The organism is Longimicrobium sp. (assembly GCF_036280135.1).
In the GTDB taxonomy this organism is placed as follows: Bacteria; Gemmatimonadota; Gemmatimonadetes; order Longimicrobiales; family Longimicrobiaceae; genus Longimicrobium.
The window spans coordinates 1-19,958 of sequence record NZ_DASURI010000063.1; the positions used below are offsets into that span (position 1 = coordinate 1).

The 19,958-nt window shown below is 71.8% G+C and carries 21 protein-coding genes; 19 read left to right on the top strand and 2 right to left on the bottom strand.

Going from position 1 to position 19,958, the window contains the following annotated elements; all coding sequences use genetic code 11:
• The 18 genes from VFZ20_RS02110 to VFZ20_RS02195 all read left to right on the top strand — a co-directional run.
• Positions 1-367 (top strand): hypothetical protein (locus VFZ20_RS02110; protein ID WP_329682163.1); only part of this gene is annotated, 367 nt, incomplete at its 5' end.
• Positions 368-376: 9 nt separating this feature from the next.
• Entirely contained in the window at positions 377-1,357 is a 981-nt protein-coding gene (locus VFZ20_RS02115; protein ID WP_329682164.1) for an ABC transporter permease, read from the top strand.
• A gap of 16 nt (positions 1,358-1,373) precedes the next feature.
• Positions 1,374-2,534 (top strand): oligopeptide ABC transporter permease, encoded by a 1,161-nt coding sequence (opp4C, locus tag VFZ20_RS02120; RefSeq protein WP_329682165.1) that lies wholly within the window; start codon positions 1,374-1,376, stop codon positions 2,532-2,534.
• A 7-nt stretch (positions 2,535-2,541) separates the two neighbouring features.
• On the top strand, positions 2,542-3,156 hold the full coding sequence (locus tag VFZ20_RS02125) for a Uma2 family endonuclease (RefSeq protein ID WP_329682166.1): 615 nt from the start codon (positions 2,542-2,544) through the stop codon (positions 3,154-3,156).
• Between the two features lie 2 nt (positions 3,157-3,158).
• Entirely contained in the window at positions 3,159-3,764 is a 606-nt protein-coding gene (locus VFZ20_RS02130; RefSeq protein WP_329682183.1) for a Uma2 family endonuclease, read from the top strand.
• On the top strand, positions 3,749-4,921 hold the full coding sequence (locus tag VFZ20_RS02135; protein ID WP_414682919.1) for an ABC transporter ATP-binding protein: 1,173 nt from the start codon (positions 3,749-3,751) through the stop codon (positions 4,919-4,921). The genes VFZ20_RS02130 and VFZ20_RS02135 overlap by 16 nt, the downstream gene beginning before the upstream one ends.
• 236 nt (positions 4,922-5,157) lie before the next feature.
• Positions 5,158-6,195, top strand: a complete 1,038-nt coding sequence (locus tag VFZ20_RS02140) for a dipeptide ABC transporter ATP-binding protein (protein WP_349264052.1) — start codon at positions 5,158-5,160, stop codon at positions 6,193-6,195.
• A 310-nt stretch (positions 6,196-6,505) separates the two neighbouring features.
• Positions 6,506-6,829: a hypothetical protein gene (locus VFZ20_RS02145; protein ID WP_329682169.1), complete on the top strand. Its 324-nt coding sequence runs from the start codon at positions 6,506-6,508 to the stop codon at positions 6,827-6,829.
• 130 nt (positions 6,830-6,959) lie between these two features.
• Positions 6,960-7,091, top strand: coding sequence for a hypothetical protein (locus tag VFZ20_RS02150; protein ID WP_329682170.1), 132 nt, complete (start codon positions 6,960-6,962; stop codon positions 7,089-7,091).
• 23 nt (positions 7,092-7,114) lie between these two features.
• Positions 7,115-7,345 (top strand): hypothetical protein, encoded by a 231-nt coding sequence (locus VFZ20_RS02155; RefSeq protein WP_329682171.1) that lies wholly within the window; start codon positions 7,115-7,117, stop codon positions 7,343-7,345.
• Positions 7,342-8,400, top strand: a complete 1,059-nt coding sequence (locus tag VFZ20_RS02160) for a BF3164 family lipoprotein (protein ID WP_329682172.1) — start codon at positions 7,342-7,344, stop codon at positions 8,398-8,400. The genes VFZ20_RS02155 and VFZ20_RS02160 overlap by 4 nt, the downstream gene beginning before the upstream one ends.
• 380 nt (positions 8,401-8,780) lie before the next feature.
• A complete protein-coding gene (locus VFZ20_RS02165; protein WP_329682173.1) occupies positions 8,781-9,635 on the top strand; it encodes an STAS domain-containing protein in 855 nt (284 codons plus the stop codon).
• A gap of 2 nt (positions 9,636-9,637) precedes the next feature.
• Positions 9,638-10,039 carry an STAS domain-containing protein gene (locus VFZ20_RS02170; RefSeq protein ID WP_329682174.1) on the top strand — a complete coding sequence of 134 codons (402 nt, stop codon included), beginning with the start codon at positions 9,638-9,640 and terminating at the stop codon, positions 10,037-10,039.
• Complete coding sequence (locus VFZ20_RS02175; RefSeq protein WP_329682175.1) at positions 10,020-10,424, top strand: anti-sigma regulatory factor; 405 nt, start codon at positions 10,020-10,022, stop codon at positions 10,422-10,424. The genes VFZ20_RS02170 and VFZ20_RS02175 overlap by 20 nt, the downstream gene beginning before the upstream one ends.
• On the top strand, positions 10,415-11,431 hold the full coding sequence (locus VFZ20_RS02180) for a SpoIIE family protein phosphatase (RefSeq protein WP_329682176.1): 1,017 nt from the start codon (positions 10,415-10,417) through the stop codon (positions 11,429-11,431). The genes VFZ20_RS02175 and VFZ20_RS02180 overlap by 10 nt, the downstream gene beginning before the upstream one ends.
• Positions 11,428-12,816 (top strand): ATP-binding protein, encoded by a 1,389-nt coding sequence (locus VFZ20_RS02185; protein WP_329682177.1) that lies wholly within the window; start codon positions 11,428-11,430, stop codon positions 12,814-12,816. Before VFZ20_RS02180 ends, VFZ20_RS02185 begins: the two co-directional genes overlap by 4 nt.
• Positions 12,803-14,815, top strand: coding sequence for an ATP-binding protein (locus tag VFZ20_RS02190; RefSeq protein WP_329682178.1), 2,013 nt, complete (start codon positions 12,803-12,805; stop codon positions 14,813-14,815). The genes VFZ20_RS02185 and VFZ20_RS02190 overlap by 14 nt, the downstream gene beginning before the upstream one ends.
• 183 nt (positions 14,816-14,998) lie before the next feature.
• A complete protein-coding gene (locus VFZ20_RS02195) occupies positions 14,999-15,406 on the top strand; it encodes a hypothetical protein (RefSeq protein WP_329682179.1) in 408 nt (135 codons plus the stop codon).
• Positions 15,407-15,740: 334 nt separating this feature from the next.
• Here the strand turns inward: VFZ20_RS02195 and VFZ20_RS02200 are convergent, their stop codons facing one another.
• On the bottom strand, positions 15,741-16,697 hold the full coding sequence (locus VFZ20_RS02200) for a hypothetical protein (RefSeq protein WP_329682180.1): 957 nt from the start codon (positions 16,695-16,697) through the stop codon (positions 15,741-15,743).
• Between the two features lie 214 nt (positions 16,698-16,911).
• On the opposite strand from VFZ20_RS02200, the gene VFZ20_RS02205 reads away from it, so the two are divergent.
• Complete coding sequence (locus VFZ20_RS02205; protein ID WP_329682181.1) at positions 16,912-17,451, top strand: hypothetical protein; 540 nt, start codon at positions 16,912-16,914, stop codon at positions 17,449-17,451.
• A gap of 266 nt (positions 17,452-17,717) precedes the next feature.
• Here VFZ20_RS02205 and VFZ20_RS02210 read toward each other — a convergent pair whose 3' ends face one another.
• The gene (locus VFZ20_RS02210) at positions 17,718-19,805 is read right to left on the bottom strand and encodes a M20/M25/M40 family metallo-hydrolase (protein WP_329682182.1); all 2,088 of its coding nucleotides are present in this window, start codon (positions 19,803-19,805) and stop codon (positions 17,718-17,720) included.
• Positions 19,806-19,958 lie beyond the last annotated feature (153 nt).

Consider the following 19,958-nt stretch of genomic DNA (forward strand, 5'->3'; position numbering starts at 1 on the left):
GGCGCTGGGCAGCTGGGGCGTGGAGCTGTCGCCCAACCTGACGGCGCTGTGGGCGCCCGACGCGGGGTTCAACATCACCTCGTACCGCAACCCCGAGGTCACCCGGCTCATGCGCGAGGCCGAGGCCCAGCCCACGGCCGAGACGGCCCGGCCCCTGTGGCAGGCCGCCGCGGAGCGGATCGTGCAGGACCAGCCCTACACGTGGCTGTACTACTACGACGCCGTGACGGGGCGCAGGGACGAGCTGCGGGGCGTGAAGGTGAACACCTACGGGGCGTACCAGAACACGTGGGAGTGGTGGGTGACGGGCGGACGGGGTTCCACGGGCGGGGGCGCGGACAGCGCCGGCCAGAAAACCAAGGGGTGAGGTGAACGGATGATCGGCTACCTGGTCCGGCGGCTGCTGGGCGCGATTCCCCTGCTGCTGGGAATCCTGACCATCATCTTCTTCGTGGTGCACCTGGCGCCCGGGGATCCCACGGCGCGGTTCTTCAACCCCAACGTGAGCCCCGAGGTCATCGAGCAGATGCGCCGCAACCTGGGGCTGGACCAGCCGCTGCACATCCAGTACTGGAAGTGGCTCACGTCGTTCCTGTCGGGCGACTTCGGCTACTCGTTCGGGCAGATGCGCCCCATCGGCGAGATCCTGCCCGAGGTGCTGTGGAACACCATGCAGCTCACCCTGGTGTCGCTGGTGGTGATCTTCGCGGTGGGCATGCTCATCGGCATCGTCCAGGCGGTGCGGCAGTACAGCGTGGCCGACAACGTGCTCACGTTCGGCGCGCTGTTCTTCTACTCGATGCCCAGCTTCTGGTTCGCCCTCATGCTCATCCTGATCTTCTCGCGGGGACAGGACGCGGGGTGGCTGTTCAACTGGCCGGCCTCGGGGATGATGAGCATCGACTACGACTACCTGTCGGTGGGGGCCAAGGCGGGCGACCGCATCCGGCACCTGGTGCTGCCGGCCGTGGCCCTGGGCATCGGCTCGGCGGCGGGGGTCGCGCGGTACATGCGCGGCTCCATGCTGGAGGTGATCCACCAGGACTTCATCCGCACGGCGCGGGCAAAGGGGCTGTCGGAGCGCACGGTGATCTTCAAGCACGCCCTGCGCAACGCCCTCATCCCCATCATCACGCTCGTGGGGCTGTACCTGCCCTTCCTGCTGTCGGGCGCCGTGCTGGTGGAGACGATCTTTGCCTGGCCGGGGATGGGCCGGGCCATCGTGGAGGCCATCCTGGCCCGCGACTACCCCATGGTGATGGCCACGTCGTTCGTCATCGCGGCGCTGGTGGTGCTGGGCAACCTGCTGTCCGACGTGCTGTACGCCGTGGTGGACCCGCGAATCCGCAACGAGTAGCGAGAACGAGCCCGACATGCGTGCTTCTCCCGACGTAGAGTCCGTCCCGCCGGAGCCCATGCCCCCGGCCGCGCCGCCCCAGACCGCCGCCCCCGGCCGCGGAGGGGTGGCGTGGGCCCGCGTGGTGACCCTGGTGCTGGCCTGGGGCTTCTTCTTCTCGCTCGTGTACCTGAGCTGGGCCCGCGTGGTGGCCGTGCCGGGGATGGAGCGGGTGGGGATCGACATGTGGCTGGCCCTGGCCACCCTGGTGGTGACCGTGGGCGCCCTGCTGCGGTGGACGTGGAAGTCCGTGAGCCCCGCGCACCTGGCCCGGTCCCGCCAGCGGGGCGACAGCCAGTGGGCCATCGCGGCGCGGCACTTCAAGAAGAACCGGCTGGCCATGATGGGGCTGGCCGTGATGATCGTGCTGTACCTGGTGACCCTGCTCACGCCCCTCATCGCGCCGTTCGACCCGGCGGCGCAGGGCGACATCATCACCTCGCGCTACCTGCCGCCCTCGGCCGCGCACTGGCTGGGGACGGACAAGTTCGGCCGCGACATCCTGTCGCGCACCCTGTACGGCGCCCGCATCTCGCTGTCCATCGGCTTCGTGGCCGTGGGCATCAGCATGACGCTGGGCACGCTCATCGGGGCCGTGGCGGGCTACTTTGGCGGCTGGGTGGACGGCGTGCTCATGCGCTTTACGGACATGATGCTGGCCTTTCCCCGCCTGGTGCTGCTCATCGTCGTCATCGCCGTCTTCGAGAGCCCCAGCATCTGGCTCGTGGTCGTCGTCCTGGGCCTGACGGGGTGGATGGGCACGTCGCGCATCGTGCGCGGCGAGGTGCTCAGCCTGCGCGAGCGCGAGTTCGTGCAGGCGGCGCGGGCGCTGGGGATGGGGGACCTGCGCATCATCCTGCGCCACGTGATCCCCAACACCATGGCCCCCGTGATCGTGTCGGCCACGCTGGGCATCGGCCTCACGATCCTCACGGAGGCGTCGCTGTCGTTCCTGGGGCTGGGCGTGCAGCCGCCCACCCCCAGCTGGGGCAACATGGTGGCCGACGGCCGCGACGCGCTCACGGAGGCGTGGTGGATCGCCACCTTCCCGGGCCTGGCCATCGTGCTCACGGTGGTCGCCTTCAACCTGCTGGGCGACGGCCTGCGCGACGCGCTGGACCCGCGCCTGCGGACGTGAGGTGAGCATGGCCACGCACGTCGGCCCCGTCCAGGTGGATGCGCGGGAGATGAGCTTCGAGGCGTTTCTCGAGGCCTACGACGGCGTGCACGCGGAATGGGTGGGGGGGCAGGCCTACGTCATGAGTCCAGGGAACGAGCCGCAGGGGCGGCTGAGCCGGTTTCTCGCGGCCATCATCCAGTACTGGGCGGATGCGAACGGCGGGTTGGGGGAGACGTACGTCAACGCGTACCCCCTGCGGCTGAGCGAGGAGGTCGCCCGCGAGCCCGACGTGTTCTTCATCCGCGCCGAGAACGCGGAGCGGGTGCAGGGAACGTTCGTGGACGGGGCCGCGGACCTGGTGATCGAGATCGTCAGCCCTTCCACGCGGGCGGTGGACCGGGGCGTGAAGTACTACGAGTACGAGCAGGCGGGGGTGCCGGAATACTGGCTGGTGGATCCGCTCCGGGAGCGGGTGGAAGCGTACCGGCTGGGGCCGCGGGGCGTCTACGAGGTCGTTGCGCTGGGTGATCCGGAGGTCCTGCGCAGCGACGTGCTGCGGGGACTGTGGATCCCGGTCGCCTGGCTGTGGCAGCAGCCGCCGCCCCGCATGCCCGCCGTCTTCGCGGAATGGGGGGTGTGAGCATGATCGCGCAGCTGGAGCACCGGCCCGGCGGGATCAGCTACGAGGACTTCCTCGCGGCGTACGGCGGGGTTCGCGCGGAATGGGTGGACGGGGAGGTGGTGGAGATGACTCCGCCGACGGACCGGCACCTGCTGATCGCGGGGTTCCTGTACAGCGCGATCGCCGGGTACCTGGAGTTCAACGAGATCGACGGGCTGGCCGCGCAGGCCGGCTTCCAGGTCCGGCTCGGGCCCCGCGTGGGCCGCGAGCCCGACGTGTTCTATCTCACGCCGGAGCACACATACCGCTTCAAGCGCACGTTCGTGGACGGGCCGGTGGACCTCGCCATCGAGATCATCAGCCCCGAGAGCCGCGTGCGTGACCGGCGGGAGAAGTGCCTGGAGTACCAGCAGGCCGGAGTCCCGGAGTACTGGATCATCGATCCGGACGCGGAGACGCTGGAGGTCTACTCGCGATCGGAGACGGGTACGTACGAACTCGTGCCGCCGGGCGATCCCCCGCGAGCCACCAGCCGGGTGCTTCCCGGGATGTGGATCGACCCGGCATGGATGTGGGTGGAGCGGCCGCGTGCCATCACGGCGCTCAGGGAATGGGGGCTGATTTGACGCAACCGGACATCTCGGTCGTGCCGCCGTCGGCGGCGGGCGGGCCGATCCTGCAGGTGGAGAACCTGCGCACCTGGTTCACGACGGAGAACGGCGTGGCGCGCGCCGTGGACGGCGTGTCCTTTCACGTGAACCCCGGCGAGACGCTGGGCATCGTGGGCGAGTCGGGGAGCGGCAAGTCCGTCACCTCGCTTTCCGTGATGCGCCTGATCCCGTCGCCGCCGGGAAAGATCCAGGAAGGCTCGCGCATCCTCTTTCGCCACGAGGACGGCGTGGAGGACCTGGCGGCGGCGTCGGAAAAGCGGATGCGGGAGATCCGCGGCAACGACATCGCCATGATCTTCCAGGAGCCCATGACGTCGCTGAACCCCGTGTTCACCGTGGGCGACCAGATCATCGAGTCGCTGCGGCTGCACCAGGGGCTGGGCAAGAAGGCCGCGCGCGACCGGGCCATCGAGATGCTGCAGCTGGTGGGCATCCCCATCCCCCACCAGCGGGTGGACGAGTACCCGCACCAGCTTTCCGGCGGCATGCGCCAGCGCGTGATGATCGCCATGGCGCTGGCGTGCGACCCCAAGCTGCTCATTGCCGACGAGCCCACGACGGCCCTGGACGTGACCATCCAGGCGCAGATCCTGGAGCTGCTCAACCGGCTGCAGAGCGAACTGGGGATGAGCATCATCCTCATCACGCACGACCTGGGCGTGGTGGCCGAGACGTGCGACCGGGTGATCGTGATGTACGCGGGGCAGGTGTTCGAGGAGGGGCCCGTGGACGACGTGTTCCACAACCCCCAGAACCCGTACACGGAGGGGCTGCTGCGCTCCATGCCCAAGCTGGGCGGCGAGAAGGAGCGGCTGGCCGTGATCCCCGGCGTGGTGCCGGCGCCCACCAACTGGCCCGTGGGCTGCCGCTTTCACGACCGCTGCCCGTACGGCTGGGAAAAGACGGAGAAGGAGGCGCCGCCGCTGTTCGAGATCGGCCCCGGGCGCAAGAACAAGTGCTGGCTGGTGAAGTACCCGGAGCGCCGCGAGGAGGTGCGCCGGCAGACGGGCGGCTTTACCCCCGACGGCGCGCTGACGGGGACGGGCGCGGCCACGCCCACGGCGGGTGACCCGGACCTGGCGCCGGGCGCGGGCGGGGAGGAGGTGGCCTGATGGCGAACACGCCCGAGGGGCGCACCCCCGCCGGCGGCCGGGGCGCCGCGGACGGCCAGCGCAGCGGCGGCGAGGGGCCGCGCTCCGTCTCGGAGCCGCTCATCGGTGCGGGGCTGGAGCGCGGGCCCGTGACGGGCGACGACACGCGCGCGGCCGTGCACAAGACGCCGGCGGAGCGCGACGTGCTGCCCCCCGCCAAGGGCGACAGCGACCTGCGCGGCCAGACGCCCGACGACATGGAGCCGCCGGCCGACGCCCTGCTGACGGTAAAGGGGCTCAAGAAGTACTTCCCCATCCGCAAGGGCCTCTTCAACCGCCACGTGGGCGACGTCAAGGCGGTGGACGGCGTGTCGTTCTTTTTGCGCAAGGGCGAGACGCTGGGGATGGTGGGCGAGTCCGGCTGCGGCAAGAGCACCACGGGGCGCGCCATCCTGCGGCTCATCGAGCCCACGGCCGGCAGCGCCGTGTTCGACGGGCGCAACATCATGGAGATGGGCAAGGACGACCTGCGGCGCATGCGGCGCCGGGTGCAGATCGTCTTCCAGGACCCGTACAGCTCGCTGAATCCGCGGATGACCATCGCGGACATGCTCCGCGAGGTGCTGGCCATCCACAAGATCGCCACGGGGCAAAAGGCCAACGACCGCATCGCCGAGCTGCTGCGCGTGGTGGGCCTGCGCCCGGAGCACGCCGTGCGCTACCCGCACGAGTTCTCGGGCGGGCAGCGGCAGCGCCTGGGCATCGCGCGGGCGCTGGCCGTGGAGCCGGAGCTCATCGTGTGCGACGAGCCCGTGTCGGCCCTGGACGTGTCGGTGCAGGCGCAGGTCATCAACCTGCTGCAGGACCTGCAGAACCAGTTCGGCCTGAGCTTTCTGTTCATCGCGCACGACCTGTCGGTGGTGGAGCACATCAGCGACCGCGTGGCGGTGATGTACCTGGGCCGCATCGTGGAGCTGGCGGACGCGGACGAGCTGTACCGCAACCCGCTGATGCCGTACACGCAGGCGCTGCTCTCGGCCGTGCCCATCCCGGACCCGCGGGTTCGCCGCGAGCGCATCGTGCTGCAGGGCGACGTGCCCTCGCCGGCCAACCCGCCCAGCGGCTGTCCGTTCCACCCGCGCTGCCATCATCCGCTCAAGGACGCGGACTGCGCCAAGATCGTCCCGCCCCTGGCCGACAAGGGCGGCGGGCACTTCGCGGCGTGCATCAAGGTGCCCCTGGGCGCGGGGCTGGATCGACAGGGTGGCCCCGGCTCCCTGCCCGTGATGCAGTAGCGTCCGCCGGTTCGGTGGATGGGACGGAAGCGCGCGGCTCCCTTGCGGGGCCGCGCGCTTTTTCGTTACGCCGGGTTTCGAGCGGGAACTGCATTCTCACGCAGAGGGAGCAGGGGCAGCAGAGTACTGCAACTGCGTTTCTCACGCAGAGCCGCAGAGGACGCAGAGAACTGCAACCGGTTCGGGTCGGCGCGCGGAATCCAGCCAGACGGGGGCGTGCGCGTTTGGGTAACAGCCAGGATGCTTGTGAATGCAAGTGGCGTAAACTATTCTTTATGGGAATTCTCAATGCGCAATAGGAGCGGTTCTCATGCGATACTCCGTTATCCTGCCGGTGCTTATCCTGACGGCCGCAACGGGATGTGCGCCGCGCGCGGTCGCGAGTGGCGAGCCCGCACCGGTCACCGTCGTGGTGCACAATCCCACGGCCACGACACTGCCCACCCAGGTGTGCGGGGCGTCCGGCTGCTCCGCGTTCCGGGACATTCGGCCCGGCGGCACCGCACGCTATCGCGTCAGCCCGGGCAAGGTGTCGCGCGCGGTGGTGACCGTACGACGCGGCACCCGAATCGCCAACTTCCCCGTCGACTACACACCCGGGGAGGTGGTGCACGTCGCGCTCGCGCTGCCGTAGCTGGCTCTCCCACCCCTCCCGCCTTTCTGGAGGCCGAATGCCGAAGCGAATCTTCCCGCGAGCCCTCCTGCTCGCGGGCGCCGTGATCACTGCGTCTGCTCCCGTCACCGTTGGCGCGGGCGGATTGCGAGTGCAGGAGGCTGCCTGCCAGGACGGGACCTGCTGTCCGGAGGAGAAATCCACCTGCGTCGTGGGCACGCACGCCGAGCCCAACTACTACTACAAGCCCCAGGGCGGCTGCAAAGTCGTCTCGCAGACCTGATCCCGCCGAACCCTGGAACAACAATGCACGTGATTTCACCCAGGCGCCTGCGGATTCTCCTGGTGCTGGCCGCCGTACCCGCCGCCGTCTCGCCCGTTACGTTCTCTCCGGAGCGCGGCCTGGTTCCCGCCACCGCCTGTGCGGACGGAACCTGCTGCTACGAGGAAAAGTCGCTTTGCTTCATCAACGGAGTGCGCGTCGCGGACGCCTACATGAACGGCAGCGCCGGATCGTGCGCGGTCCAGCAGACGTGAGCCGCACGCGTCCGTTCGCGCGGGCAGGGCTCCTCGTGGCCACGTGCCTAATGGCCGCCTGCGGAGAGGGAAAGCCCGATGCGGCCGCCTACGTGCCGGTGGTCGAGCCGCTCACCGGAACGGTGCTGTACGGCGGCGACAGGCTCTCCCGCCCGCAGAGCATTGGGGTCGCGGGAGACTGGGTGCTGGTGGGCGACGTTCCGCGGCCCCACGCGCTGCACGTGATTGCCCGCGCGGACGGCCGGTACCTCGCCTCGTGGGGGCGCCAGGGAGAAGGGCCGGGTGAGTTTTCGTCGCTGTGGGGCATTCAGTCGGCCGGCCCGCGCGAGGTGTGGCTGTTCGATCCCGCCCAGGTCCGGCTGACGCTGCTGGATGTGTCCGCGCTGCTCGCGGGAGCGCCCAACCCGTTGCGGCGCACGCTTGTGCTGCGGGGCGACCATCTGCCCATGACGGCGGTGTGGACGGCGGACTCGCTGCTCGTGAGCTCGGGGATGTTCACCACCGGCCGCCTTGCCCGGTTCGACGCGGCGGGTGAGCCGCGAGACGTGGTGGGGCCGCTGCCGCCCGCAAAGCCCAACACCCCGCCGGCCGTGGCGCAGCACGCATACGCGGGAACGCTGGTCCGGCATCCATCGCGGCCCCTGCTTGCCATCGGCACGCGTCACGCGGACCGGGTGGAGATCTACGGGACGGACGGGCGGCTCGTCACCGTTGGCCGGGGGCCGGCGAACTTCGAGCCCGTGTACGAGCCGAAGGTCCGCGCGGGAGCACCCGTCATGGGGACGGGCGACGATTTGCGCTTTGGCTACGTGGACCTGTTCGCGACGGACGACCGGCTGTACGCCCTGTACTCCGGCGCCACGCGCGCCGAGCGCCCCGGCAAGGCGAGCTTTGGCGTCGAAGTGCACGCGTTCGACTGGGACGGCAGGCTGCGGGCGCGATACGCGCTGGACGCCCTTGCCCTCGCGATCGCGGTGGACCCTGGCGGGAGCACGCTGTACGCGGTTCGCCACGATCCCGAGCCGGCCGTCCTGCGGTATCCCCTTCTCCGGTAACAACGATGCAGATCGCCGCCGGCCGCCCCGTTCGGGCGGCCGGTGTCGTTTGCGCCGGCACGGTCGACGGAACGCTCCGCATCCTGCCGGAGCCGCGGAGGACTTCGTCCACGCGATGAAGTACTCCGCGCCCTCCGCGGCTCTGCGTGACCATGCCGTTGCCGTTGAAGTTCCTCCCCTGCCCCTGCCTCACTCCGCGCGAGCACGCGGTCCCGCGGCACGGAGATCGCGTGTAGACAAACGTTTGCGCGCCGAGGGAAAGCCTTGCCGCGCCGCGCGTTTTCGGCGTACGTTTCCCTTGCCGGGCTGCCCCGGCGCCTGGATCGCAGCGCCGATCACCCCTCCCGACCTCCGCCCGCCCGCGGCGGACCCGAGACGCCATGCCCGACACCCCGAACACCCTGGCCGCCCTTCTCTCCGAAGAGGAGCAGGGGCTGCTGGACGAGTGGATCCGTGAGCAGCTTTCCAACGGCGCCCACCGCCGGGACCTGATGTCCGAGGTGGAGCTGCGGCAGCAGTCCGCCGAGTTCCTGGCGCTGCTGCGCGGGCCCGTGCAGCAGGGCGCGCAGGAGATCATGGGACCCCAGTGGGAGCCCCTGCGCGACCTGCTGTCCAGCGTCTCGCGCTCCCGCGCCCTGCAGGGCTTCAGCCCCACGGAGACGGCCATGTTCGTCTTTTCGCTCAAGCAGCCGCTGTTCCAGCGCCTGCGCGAGCGGGTGGCGGACCCGTCCGCGCTGGCCGAGGCCACCTGGGCGGCGGGCCACCTCCTGGACCGGCTGGGCCTGTTCACCACGGAGGTGTACCAGCGCAGCCGCGAGGAGGTCATCGCCCGGCAGCAGCAGGAGCTGCTGGAGCTGTCCACCCCCGTGGTGAAGATCTGGGAGGGCGTGGTGGCCGTGCCCCTCATCGGCACGCTGGACAGCGCGCGCACGCAGGTGGTGATGGAGAACCTGCTCACCCGCATCGTGGAGACGGGCGCGCAGGTGGCCATCATCGACATCACGGGCGTGCCCACGGTGGACACGCTCGTGGCGCAGCACCTCATCAAGACGGTGGCGGCGGCCCGGCTGATGGGCGCGGAGTGCGTCATCAGCGGCATTCGCCCGCAGATCGCGCAGACCATCGTGCACCTGGGCATCGTCCTGGAGAACGTGACCACCAAGGCCACGCTGGCCGACGCCATCGCCGTGGCCCTGCGCACGACGGGGTACGCGGTCACGCGGGCGCGGGCCTGAGCATGGAACGCATCCCCATCCTCAAGATGGGCCGGGTGCTGCTGGTCACCATCCAGGTGGACATGCACGACCGGCTGGCCCTGGCGCTGCAGGACGACCTGACGGACCGCATTGTCCGCGACGGCGCGCGGGGCGTGCTCATCGACATCTCGTCGCTGGAGGTGGTGGACAGCTTCATTGGCCGGGTGCTGGCCAACATCGCCGCCATGTCGCGGGTGCTGGACGCCGAGACGGTGGTGGTGGGCATGCAGCCCGCCGTGGCCATTACCCTGGTGGAGCTGGGGCTTTCGCTCCCGGGCGTCCGCACCGCGCTGAACGTGGAGCGCGGGATGGAGCTGCTGCGGGCCGGGATGCTGGACGACGCGCCGCCCGCGGGAGACGACGATGGCGGTCCGGAAGGATGAAACCCGCCCCCTGCGCGCCGAGGACGACGTGGTGCGCGCGCGGCAGGCCGTCCGCGCCTGGGCCGTGGAGATGGGCTTCAGCCTGGTGGACCAGACCAAGCTGGTGACGGCCGCCAGCGAGCTGGCCCGCAACACCGTGGTGTACGGCGGCGGCGGGGCCATGCGCATGGAGCAGCTGCAGGAGGGCATCCGCGTGGGGCTGCGGCTGACCTTCGAAGACCAGGGACCCGGCATCCCCGACGTGGAGCGGGCGCTGCAGGACGGCTACACGACGGGCGGCGGCCTGGGCCTGGGCCTGGGCGGCGCCCGCCGGCTCGTGAACGAGTTCTCCCTCCAGAGCGCGCCCGGCGAGGGAACGCGGATCACGGTGACCAAGTGGAAGTGAACGGCGGCTTTGCCCTGAACGTCACCGACCCGTCGGGCGCGGGGGAGGTGCGCCGCCGCGTGGGCGCCCTGGCGCAGGTGCTGGGCTTTGGCGAGACGGACGCGGGGCGCGCGGCCCTGGCCGCCACGGAGGCGGCCACCAACCTGGCCAAGCACGCGCACGGCGGCGGCGTGGTCATCGTGCGCCCCTGCGGCCGCGGGCCCGCCCGCGGCGTGGAGCTGCTGACGGTGGACCGCGGGCCGGGCATTCCCAGCGTGGCCGACGCCCTGCGCGACGGGTTCAGCACGGCGGGAAGCCCGGGGACGGGGCTGGGCGCCCTGTCGCGCCTGTCGGACGAGTTCGAGCTGTTCTCGCAGGCGGGGCAGGGAACCGTCCTCATGTCCCGCGTGTGGGCGGCGGACCCGGGACCGGCGGACGTGGAGGTGTCCGTGGGCGCCGTGAGCGTGGCCAAGCCCGGCGAGCCCGTGTGCGGCGACGCGTGGTCGTCGGCGCACGGGCCGTCGCGCTGCGTGCTGGTGTGCGCGGACGGCCTGGGGCACGGGCCCGACGCGGCCACGGCGTCCATCGGGGCCGTGCGCGTGTTCGACGAGCACTGGGAAGACGGGCCGGAGCGGCTGCTGGAACGCATGCACTCCGCCCTGCGGCCCACCCGCGGCGCGGCCGTCTCCGTGGCGGAGATCGACCTGGAGGCGCGGACGGTGCGCTACGCGGGCGTGGGCAACATCGCCGCCACGCTCTGGGCGCCGGGCGAGACGCGCAGCCTGGTGTCGCACAACGGCATCGTGGGGCACGAGATGCGCAAGGTGCAGCTGTTCGAGTACCCGCTTCCCCCGCGCGGCCTGTTCGTCATGCACTCCGACGGCGTGAGCACCCGCTGGCAGCTGGAGAAGTACCCCGGGCTGGCCCTGCGCGACCCCGCCGTCATCGCCGCCGTGCTGTACCGCGACTTTTGCCGCGGCCGCGACGACGCCACGGTCGTCGTGGCCCGCGAGATCCAGCCGTCGTGAGCGCGCCCCTGGCCCTGCTGGAGCTTCGCGCGGACGCCGACGTGGTGGCCGCGCGGCAGCTGGCCCGCCAGGTGGCGGAGGGCGTGGGCGCCGAGGGGCAGGACGTGGTGCGATTCGCCACGGCCGTCTCCGAGATCGCCCGCAACGCCGTGCGCTACGCCGGCGGCGGGCGCATCGAGTTCGACGTGGAGGCCGGGCCGGGCGGGCAGGCCGTCGTGGCGCGGGTGAGCGACCGGGGCCCCGGCATTCCCCACCTGGACGACGTCCTGGACGGCCGCTACGTGTCGCGGACGGGGATGGGGATGGGGATCGTGGGCACGCGGCGGCTCATGGACCGCTTTGACCTGCGCTCCGTGCCCGGCGAGGGGACCACGGTGCAGATGGCCAAGCGCCTGCCCCGCACGGCCCCGCCCGTGGACGAGCGCGTCCGGGCGCGGGTCGCGGCGGAGCTGGCGCGCCTGCACCCGCCGGACCCCGTGGACGAGCTGGCGCGGCAGAACGCGGAGCTGGCCGGGGCCCTGGCCGAGGTGCGGGTGCGGCAGGAGGAGATGGCCGTCCTGAACCAGGAGCTGGAGGACACCAACCGCGGCGTCGTGGCGCTCTACGCCGAGCTGGACCAGCGGGTGGAGCAGCTGCGCCGGGCCAACGCCCTGCGGGCGCAGTTCATGTCGTACATGAGCCACGAGTTCCGCACGCCCCTGGACAGCATCCTGGCCCTGAGCGGGCTGCTGCTGGACCGCGTGGACGGCGAGCTCACGGACGAGCAGGAAAAGCAGGTGGGGTTCGTGCGGCGCAGCGCCCGCGACCTGCTCAACATGGTGGACGACCTGCTGGACACGGCGCGGGTGGACGCGGGCAAGCTCACCGTGTACCCGGTGGAGTTCCACGCGGCGGACCTGTTCAGCGCCCTGCGCGCCACCCTGCGCCCCCTGCTGACGGGCGAGACCACGCAGCTGGTGTTCGACGACGCCTCGGCCCTGCCGCCCCTGCGGACAGACGAGTCCAAGCTCGCCCAGGTCCTGCGCAACCTGGTGTCCAACGCCCTCAAGTTCACCGAGGCGGGCGAGGTGCGGGTGGCCGCGCGCGTCGCGGACGACGACACCGTGGCGTTCACCGTGGCCGACACGGGCGTGGGGATCGCGCCCGAGGACCAGGACCGCATCTTCGAGGACTTTGCCCAGGTGGACGGCAGCCTGCAGCGCCGCCGCCGCGGCACGGGGCTGGGGCTCCCCCTTTCGCGCAAGCTCGCGGAGCTGCTGGGCGGCTCGCTCACCCTGGAGAGCGAGCCGGGCCGCGGCTCCACCTTTACGCTCGTCGTGCCGCGCGAGTACCGCGGGGCCGACACACCGGAACCATCGGCTGAGGAACGCCATGAGGGAGGCTGACGCGCCCGCCCTGGGCCGGCGGGAGCGCGACCGCATCCGCCGCCACGTGCTCGTGCTGAACGTGGACGACTACGAGGCCGGCCGCTACGCCACGTCGCGCGTGCTGCGGCAGGCGGGGTTCGAGGTGCACGAGGCCGCCACGGGCAACGATGCCCTGCGGCTGGTGGAGAGCGAGCACCCCGACCTGGTGCTGCTGGACGTGAACCTGCCCGACGTGGACGGCTTCGAGGTCTGCCGGCAGATCAAGACGGACCCCGAGACGTCCGGCATCCCCGTGCTGTACCTGTCCGCCGCGTACCGCACGGCGGAGCACCGCGTGCAGGGGCTGGACCTGGGCGCCGACGGCTACCTCACCCAGCCCGTGGAGCCCCGCGAGCTGGTGGCCACCGTCAACGCCCTCCTCCGCTCGCGCGAGGTGGAGGCGGCCGTGCGCGAGAGCGAGGAGCGGTTCCGCTCGCTCGTGGCCGCCACGTCGGAGTTCGTGTGGACCACGCCGCCCTCCGGCGAGGTGGCGCAGGAGCAGCCCGGGTGGACGCACTTCACGGGGCAGGCCCCCGACGAGTCGCTGGGCTGGGGGTGGCTGGGCTGCGTGCACCCGGACGAGCGCGGGCGCGTGCGGCGTGCGTGGACGCAGGCCGTGGGCACCCGCACCCTGTACCAGGACGAGTACCGCCTGCGCCGCCACGACGGCGAGTACCGCTACGTGGGCGTGAGCGCCATCCCCGTGCTGGACGGCGAGGGCCAGGTGCGCGAGTGGGTGGGCGCGCACACGGACCTCACGGAGCGCCGCCGGGTGGACGCGTGGCAGCGGCTGTACTCCGAGGCCGGCGCGGCCCTGGCGGCGTCCATGGACTTCGAGGTGAACCTGCCCCGCGTGGCGCGCCTGGCCGTGGAGTCGCTGGGGGACTGGTGCGCCGTGGACGTGGTGGACGAGAACGGCCTGCGGCGCGTGGCGCGGGCCGCGGGGCAGGACGCGGAGGGCCACGCGGCGTCCATGGACACGGCGTTCCCCGTGGACCGGCGGGGCGCGGGCCCCTTCGAGGTGGCGCTCTCGGGCCGCAGCGAGTTCCTGCGCGACGCCGGCGGCGAGGAGGCGGAAGGCACCCTGCGCATGGCGGGCATCCGCTCGTACGTCTCCGTGCCCCTCGTGGCGCGCGGGCAGGTGCTGGGCGCGCTCACCCTGGCCGCGGCCGACGCGATTCCCCGCTACACGGGCGAGGACGCGGCGCGGCTGGAGGAGCTGGGGCGGCGCGTGGCCCTGGCCGTGGACAACGCCCGCCTGTACGCCGAGGCCATCCACGCCAACGCCGCCAAGAGCGAGTTCCTGGCGGTGATGTCGCACGAGCTGCGGACGCCGCTCAACGCCATCATCGGCTACGCGGACCTGCTGGACGCGGGGGTGGCCGGCGACCTGAACGATCCCCAGCGAGAGCAGCTGGGCCGCATCCGCATCGGCAGCAAGCACCTGCTGCGGCTCATCGAGGAGGTGCTGCTGTTCTCGCGGCTGGAGGCCGGGCGCGAGGAGGTGCTGCGCGAGCGCGTGGACCTGGCCGCCCTGGCCCGCGAGGCGTGCGCCCTGGTGGAGCCGCTGGCCCGGGAGAAGGGGCTGGCGTTTCGCGTGGACCTGGCGCCGGAGCCCGTCTGGGTCACGACGGACACCGGCAAGGTGCACCAGATCCTGCTCAACCTGCTCTCCAACGCCGTCAAGTTCACGGACGCGGGCGAGGTGTTGTTCACGCTGGCGGAAGAAGGCGCGGAGGCCGTGCTGCGCGTGCGCGACACGGGCATCGGCATCGCGCCGGAGAACCAGGAGCGCATCTGGGACGCGTTCTCGCAGGTGGAGCAGGCGCCCACCCGGCGCGTGGGCGGCACGGGGCTGGGACTGAGCGTCACGCGCAACCTGGCGCGTCTGCTGGGCGGCGACGTGACGGTGGAGAGCGAGATGGGCCGCGGCAGCGCCTTTACCCTGCGCCTGCCCCTGGCCGGCGGCGCCGGCTGATCCCGCGTCCAGATCGGACGCCCTCTCGCGGGGACGGGTGATTTCCGGGATTCTGGACGGTACGCGTTCGTCCGGGGGCGGAAAGGCTGGAAAACGCTGGGAAGCGCGGGTGAACGCGATTTGCCCCGGGGGCCGGCATTCCAGCAGTCCGGCAGCACCCTTTCGATGCAGGAGGAAGTGGTGATGAAGCGCTCGACGTTCGTCCTGGTCCCGCTCGTGGCCGTCCTGGCGGCGGGCTGCGCCGCCTCCAACGGGTCCGGCAGCGGCCCGGAACCCGACGCGCCGGTGGCCATCGAGGTCCGCAACGCGTCCGAGATTCCCCTTCGCGTGCAGCTGTGCACGGAGAACACGTGCCTGGGGCAGCGCATGCTGGAGGGGCGCGAAAACACGGTGTACCGGTTCTCTCCGCGGGGCAGCAGCCGCGCCACCGTCACGGCCTGGACCGCCCCGATCACCCGGCAGACCAGGACGCCCCGCTCCATTTCGGGCGTGCTGCCCCAGCGCGTCCGGCCGTCCAACCGTCTCGTGGACCGGCAGCGGGTGGACTTCGAGCCCGGCGATCATCGCGAGGTGGTGTTCTCCACCTTCTGACGGCGTCGGGTGCCGGATGAACGCAAAGCGGGGGCGCCGGATGCATTCCGGCGCCTCCGTGTTGTATCCATCCGCCATCCTCATCCGGCTCGTCACATCAAATCTGCATAAACACCGTGTATAGGCGTTGATTTCCTGAGGGAGCGCCCGCGCGGGACTCGCCCGCTCACACGGCTACGGGCGCGACCGAAGGATCTCCTTCGCGAGGCAGGGGACTTCGCTGCTGGACCGGGTCCTTGCCAGGGCGGGAAGATCCTTCGGGGCCGCACGCATCCATGCACGGTCGAGTTCGCGAGGGCCCCTCAGGAAAACAACTGCTTTTCCGGACCCAGGATCAGGGGCGCTCGAAGACGGCGACGGCGTTGGGGTAGTCTACCGTCACGCGAAAGTAGCCCAGGGCCGACCCGCCCAGCGCGCCGTCGATCCGCCGGTCCATCCACTGCGACATGTACTCGTGGAAGTTGCGGTCGGGCCGCCGCGTGAACCACACGGGCCCCACTTCGTATCCGCCGATGGACACGCGCGGCACCTCGATGATGGCCGCGCCCGTGCCGCGCTCGGCCCGCTCGATCACCCGCCAGTCGGGGTGCCGCGCCCGCCAGCCGTCGAACACCTGCGCCACGATGAAGCTCGTTCCGCGGATGGCCGGGCCGCCGTCGGCCAGGGCGGCGTGCGCGCTGTCCGTCATCCCCAGGCTGGCGCCGCTGTCGTAGAGCAGGTCCAGCGAGTCGCCGTCCACCTCGATGCGGATACGGGGAAAGTGCGTGGTCCGCTGGCCCGCCCGGTTCACCTTGAAGCCGAGGGGGACGCGGTGCGCGGCGTCGTGCGGGGGCAGGTCGCCGGGGGCCCGCAGAAAGAGGCGGCCGGCGGGGTAGTCGAACGTCCACGCGCGCTCCGCGAACCACACGCGGCCCAGCATCCCGTGGTATCCGTCGTGGATGGTGGGCGTGGGCGGGCTCACCAGCAGCCGCCCGGGAAACGGCCCGCCCGGCAGCGGGAACGGGGAGCCCGCCGGCAGGGGCGGAACGTCCACCAGGGGGTTCGCCTCGCCGTCCATCCGCACGGAGTCCACCGCCAGCCCCAGCCGCGCCACGACGTCGGGGTGCAGCATGGCCGTGCCGCCGCCCGTGTCCGTGAAGAACCGCAGCGTGTCGCCCGACGCGGTGACGACGTCCACCATCACGCGCCCGGCGACGAAGCGGGCCGGCACCTCCACGGGCGCGGCCGTCTGCGCGTGGACGGCGGGCGCCAGGGCGGCCGTGAGGGCGAGCGCGCGGAGGGTGGTTCGCATGGCGGATCTCGATCGCTGGTCGGCGGATGCGGCGGATGGAGGAAGATGCGCGGCGGCGGGGCGCGTCCGCAATCATCATCCACCCGGTGAAACTCTGGCGGAGGAACCGCGTACCACACCGGGCCAGTCGCCGCGGAGGCGCTCGCGGACCCGCCCTTGCGCGCCCGCCCTCGTCCGCAGCCCGACATCGACTTCTTCCGCAGGAGCCCTTCCAATGACCGTGATCGACGCCGTGCGCCGCGTGCCGCGCGCCTTTGCCCGTATCTTCGCCATCGTGGGCCTGTCGCTCGCCGCCGTGGCCGCCGACACGTCCGACGCCGCCGCGCAGCCGGGCGCGCTGGGCCAGATGTTCAACGATCCGGCCCTGGCCAACTACCGGCTCACGACGGCCAACCTCACCAAGTTCCTGGCGGCCACGCAGGCGCTGGAGGGGCTGGAGGGCGAGAACTTCGACCTTGAGGACCAGCTGGACACGGACAATCCCGAGAACCTGAACATCACCGACATCGCGGCGGCGTTCGACAGCGAGCCGCGCATCAAGAGCGCCATCAACGGCGCGGGGCTCAGCAGCCGCGAGTACGTGACGTTCCTCTTCTCCATGCTGCAGGCCATGTTCGGGTCCATCGCGGTGCAGATGGGCGGCGACGAGGCGCTGAACGACATGCCCAACGGCGTGCTCAAGTCCAACATCCAGTTCTTCCTGGCCAACCAGGACGCGTTCGGCTCGCTGGGCATGGGCGGCGACGACAGCTGACCCACCCGGCCGGGCCCGATGAAGCGAGCGGCGGTGCGCTACCCAGCGCACCGCCGCTTTCTCGTTTGGGCTGGGTCCGAAGGAACCCAACAGCATTCTCACACGGGGCCTTCGGCCAACGGAGGGAACGGTAACGGATGGAAAAACCGTTGACCCCGTTGGCCGAAGGCCCCGTGTGCAATCCTTTCCGTAGAGCCATCCCGCGCGCTCGTGCCGGCGGCGCGCCTTCCACCGTCAACCCGTGTGAGCCGCCGTTGCTCACGAGCTCAGCGCCCGGCGATGGCCTGGCGCGCGGCGACGAGGGCCGCCGTGGCGGCGTCGAAGCGGGCGACGAGGTCCGCCAGCTCACGCTCCGTCAGCGCGCGGTCGCCGTCGCGGATGGCCTCGCTGACGGACGGAAAGACGACGTTGCTGTAGCCGTTGTTCTCATCCGCCGCGTAGATCAGCGCGCGGAACCACGGGCGCGTGCGCAGCCCCTCGGGCCGCGTGAGGGCCCGCTCCACGCCCCGCAGCGCGTCGTTCGTCGCGGTCAGCACGGCGCGGGGCGGCGCGCCCGCGCCCAGCCGCGCGTCGCGCGCCGTGCGGAAGTCCGCGGCGGCCTGCTGCATCCGCCCGATGGCGTCGCCCAGGGGCTGCAGGGGAACCTCCCACCCGGCGCGGCGCGCGGCGGCCTCCATCATGGGCAGGTAGCCGCGCATGGTGCGCGCGAACTCCTCGTAGTCGTACGGCACCACGTCGGCGTTGGCCAGGCGCAGCAGCAGGGCCGCGCCCACGCGCGCGGCCGCCGCGTGGCTGGTGTAGTTGGGGTCGCCGAAGCGCTCCATCCACGCCTGGCTGTCGTACTGCGAGTGATACACGCCGTACGCGCCGCCAAAGCCCCAGTCCGCGTGGGGAATGCCCAGGTGGTTGTAGAACCCCGCGAAGTCCGATCCGCCGCCCGGGTCGCCCATGGACGGCTCCTCGCCGTCGCGCACGCCGGCCGTGCGCCGCCACGCCTCGTACACGCTGCCCTGCCCGGACGGGTCGGGGACGATGCGCGCCACGTCGCGCAGGGCGGCCCGCAGCGACGGCGATCCGCCGCCGCCAAAGATGGGCCCCAGCGCGGAGGCGTCCTGATTGAGGTACGCCACGCCGCCCCGCGTGAGCCGCGCCGAATCCTGCTCCACGTACTCCGTGGAGCCGATGAGCCCCCACTCCTCGGCGTCCCACGTGGCGAAGACGAGCGTGCGGCGGGGGCGGATGCCGCTGGCCAGCACGGCCCGCGCCGACTCCAGCACGCTCACGGTGCCGCTCACGTTGTCCGCCGCTCCGGGGCCCCACGCGTCGCGGTGCGCGCCCACCATCACCATCTCGTCCGGGAACTCCGTCCCGCGGATGATGCCGAACGTGTTGTGGATTTCCTTCCACCCGTTGGTCGCCGCGTCCGTCTCCACGCGGACGCGCGCCACGACGGGACCCGGGCCCACGTGGTAGCGGAACGGGAGGCCGCCCTGCCAGTCCGCCGGGATGGCCGTGCCGCGCACGCCGCGCAGCAGCTCCGCCGCGTCGCCGTACGCCATGGCCACGACGGGGATGCGGGGGATGGCCATCTGCTCCGGCGGCAGGTGCCGCGCGTTGGCCGTGGAGGCCCAGCCGGGCGTGGCGGGGTCGCCGTTGCCGTTCATCACGCTGCCGCGCTGCACGGCGCCCTCGGGCCGCATGGGACCCTCGGGATACACCTCGCCCGCCATGTATCCGTCGTCGCGCGGGTCGCTGTAGATGATGAGGGCCACGGCGCCGTGCCGCTCCGCCTCGCGCGCCTTGATGCCGCGAAAGCTGCGTCCGTACCGCGCCACGGCCACCTTGCCGCGGACGGAGACGCCCAGCGAGTCCAGCCGGGCGTAGTCCTCCACGAGGCCGTAGTTGACGTACACCACCTCGCCGGAGGCGTCGCCCGCGGCGGAGTAGCCGTTGACGGTGGGGTACTGCGGCTGCTGCGAAGCCGGGTCGCCGGGGACCACGGGCTCGGCCAGGTCCAGCTCCACGGGATCGGGGGAGACGCGCCAGACCTGGACGGCGGTGGCGTGCGGCATCCACACGCGGTAGGTGCGCACCTCCGTCTCCAGCCCCATCGCGCGCATCTGCTGCGCGACGTAGTCGGCCGTGCGGCGCTGGGCGGGGGTGCCGGCCACGTGCGGCTCGGCCGTGAGGGCGCGGGCGTGGCGCCGGGCCACGTCGGGCGAGGGCGCTTGCACGGCGGCGGCTTCGGCGGTGCGCTGGCGCGCGGCGGTCTGCGGCGCGTAGCCCGGCATGGACTGCTGGGCCGCGAGCGCCGCCGGCAGCAGCGCGGCGGCGAGTGCGATGCGTGGGAGCATGGGTTCGGTGCGGATGCGGGTGATGGCCTGTTGCGCAAAGTGCCTGCGCCGGGCCGGGACCGCAACGGCGGGGGACAGGGGACAGGGTACAGGGGACAGCCGGCAAGGACGGGTTTGGCGGACGGGCGGCCACTCGTGTCAGGTGGGGGCCGG